Below are 2,222 nucleotides of genomic sequence, written 5' to 3'. Positions count from 1 at the left end.
GGGGCCGCTGGTCGAGGCGCTGCTCGGCACGCTGGCGCGCACGCCGGCGGCGGCGCATGTCAGCTTCGATGGCGAGGTGCCGGCGGGCCTGCGCGTCGCGATGGACCGCACCGATCTCGCCGAGGTGCTCGGCAATCTCCTGGAGAACGCGGCGCGTCACGCCGCCAGCACGGTGCGCATCGTCGCCGGCGCGAGCCCGCTGATCATCATGGTCGAGGACGACGGTCCGGGCATTCCCGACGCGCAGATCGGCCGTGTGCTGGAGCGCGGCGGCCGTCTCGACGAGCAGGGGCCGGGCAGCGGCCTCGGCCTTGCGATCGTGCAGGACGTGCTCGAAGCCTATGGCTGGCGGCTGCAGATCGGCCGCTCCGAGCTCGGCGGCGCCAGGATCACGATCGCGCCCGCCCTGGCAGCGGTGCTGACGAGCCGGAGGGCGCCGGCGCGCGAGCCGAAGGAGGGACGCTCCATCCTGACAGCGGGCTGACGGGCGCCGTCAGCCTCGCGACGACCGCGCTGCGCTATCCCCTCGGTCATGCATCCACGCCGCGGCGTGGAGATATCCATGACCCAAGGAAGCTGCCATGCGTATTCGAAATTCCGCCAAGACCTATGGCTCGATCGCGATCAGTCTGCACTGGATCGTCGCCGTGCTGGTGCCCGCGTCCTGGCTCTCCGGCCAGCTCGGCGAGGAGATGTCGCGCGGCTCGGAGGAGCTGGCGCTGTTCGCGCACATCTCGCTCGGCCTGGCGATGCTCGGCGTCGCCCTGGCGCGCCTCGCCTGGCGCCTCGCCGATCCGCCGCCGGTCCCTGAGCCGACCCGGCTCGGCGCCTGGACCGTGCACGCCGGCGAGATCGCGCACCTGCTCATCTACGGCATCATGTTCGCCATTCCGGTGTTGGGCATCCTCACTCAGTTCGCCAGCGGCGAAGCGCTGCCGGTGTTCGGCCTGTTCGACATTGCCTCGCCCTGGCGCGCCGACCGCAGCTTCGCCCACGACATGAAGGAGATGCACGAGGCGCTCGCCAATGGCCTGATGATCCTGATCGGCGTCCACGTCGCCGCCGCGCTGCTGCATCACTACTGGCTGCACGACCGCACCTTGAAGCGCATGGTGCCGGGACTGCGCTGACGGTGTCGCGATCCCGGCATGATCTGCGCAATCCCCTACGGGATCAGGACGCAGGCATGTCGGGATCGTACCCCTGCAGCCGGTCGACCAGCCGGATGATGCCCCGCACCACGATCATCGCGACCGAGAACATGCTGAGAAACATCAGGGCAATCCCCGGCGAGTCCCACTTCTGGATGCGCGCGAAGACGCCGATCTCCCGGTACAGAATGAGCTCGTCGATGTTCATCTTCAGGATCAAGAGCAGCAGAGTGGTCAAAATCAGCACGACCGCAGCCGAGCGACGGAAGACGAACAGCGTGACGCTGGGGAGCAGGAGAGGAATTCCGAAGAGAAGAACAAGCCAAACGCCCGCGACGATCCCATGATGGAACTCATCGGATCTCACGTAGTCTCTATGGAATGAGAGCGCGAGGCAGAGCAGGTTGGCGACCGCGCCGAGCGCCGCCGCTGCGGAGACTGATCTGCGGCGCATGGCCGACCAAAAGCCTTCGTCCGTCATCTCTCATCCTCGCTTTGCGATGTCCACCCGGAGTCCGAACCAGCACGTGCTCGGTGGCCTGCGCCGCTGCTGGGCGGATCTTCGTCCGCGGGGGTGGATAGCGCCATGACACGTTCGTGCTATCGGCTGACCACAGGTCATTGACCGCGGTCCGGTGCGTGTCATGGTCGGCCGGCAGAGCTCCGCGTCGGCGTTGCCGCTTCAAGCCCTTTCGGATTGGAAAGGCTCATGCCATGATGTGTCATGATGCGCGCGCTTCTCCTTCTGGCTCCGTTCACCCTGTTTGCGATCGTTCCCGCCGCAGCCCAGCGGTTCGACGGCAATGATCCCGTATGTCTGCAGACCTGGGAGTGGGGCGGGTCGAGCACGATTTCGTGCCAGTACAGGTCTTGGGAGGCGTGTAAGGCGGCGGCTGCGAGCCTCTCTGCCACGTGCCTGACGAACCCTTACGTCCAGCGCCCGCCGGAACGAAGCCGTCGTTCGCCTCCTTTCCGGTGATGCCCTTTGCGCCGGAGAGACGGTTCTGCGAAGAATAAATCTATTGCTATTTTTCGGAATTCATGGTTCTCTGTCGCCATCCCGTGCTCCTT

Annotated in this window: 4 protein-coding genes; 3 read left to right on the top strand and 1 reads right to left on the bottom strand. The window is 66.2% G+C overall.

Going from position 1 to position 2,222, the window contains the following annotated elements; genetic code table 11:
- A partial coding sequence (locus BRAO375_RS14565) for an ATP-binding protein (RefSeq protein WP_035640337.1) occupies positions 1–484 on the top strand: 484 nt, incomplete at its 5' end.
- A 97-nt stretch (positions 485–581) separates the two neighbouring features.
- Entirely contained in the window at positions 582–1,130 is a 549-nt protein-coding gene (locus tag BRAO375_RS14560; RefSeq protein WP_009028234.1) for a cytochrome b, read from the top strand.
- Between the two features lie 43 nt (positions 1,131–1,173).
- On the opposite strand, the gene BRAO375_RS14555 is transcribed toward BRAO375_RS14560, so the two are convergent.
- The gene (locus tag BRAO375_RS14555; RefSeq protein WP_009028233.1) at positions 1,174–1,632 is read right to left on the bottom strand and encodes a hypothetical protein; all 459 of its coding nucleotides are present in this window, start codon (positions 1,630–1,632) and stop codon (positions 1,174–1,176) included.
- Between the two features lie 243 nt (positions 1,633–1,875).
- Here BRAO375_RS14555 and BRAO375_RS36320 point away from each other — a divergent pair, with 243 nt between their 5' ends.
- On the top strand, positions 1,876–2,130 hold the full coding sequence (locus BRAO375_RS36320) for a DUF3551 domain-containing protein (RefSeq protein ID WP_349545985.1): 255 nt from the start codon (positions 1,876–1,878) through the stop codon (positions 2,128–2,130).
- Positions 2,131–2,222: the final 92 nt, after the last annotated feature.

The sequence above is a fragment of the Bradyrhizobium sp. ORS 375 genome (assembly GCF_000239775.1).
Taxonomy (GTDB): Bacteria; Pseudomonadota; Alphaproteobacteria; order Rhizobiales; family Xanthobacteraceae; genus Bradyrhizobium.
The sequence above is the reverse complement of the archived record's forward strand: the minus strand, read 5'-3'. Positions and strand labels throughout refer to the sequence as shown.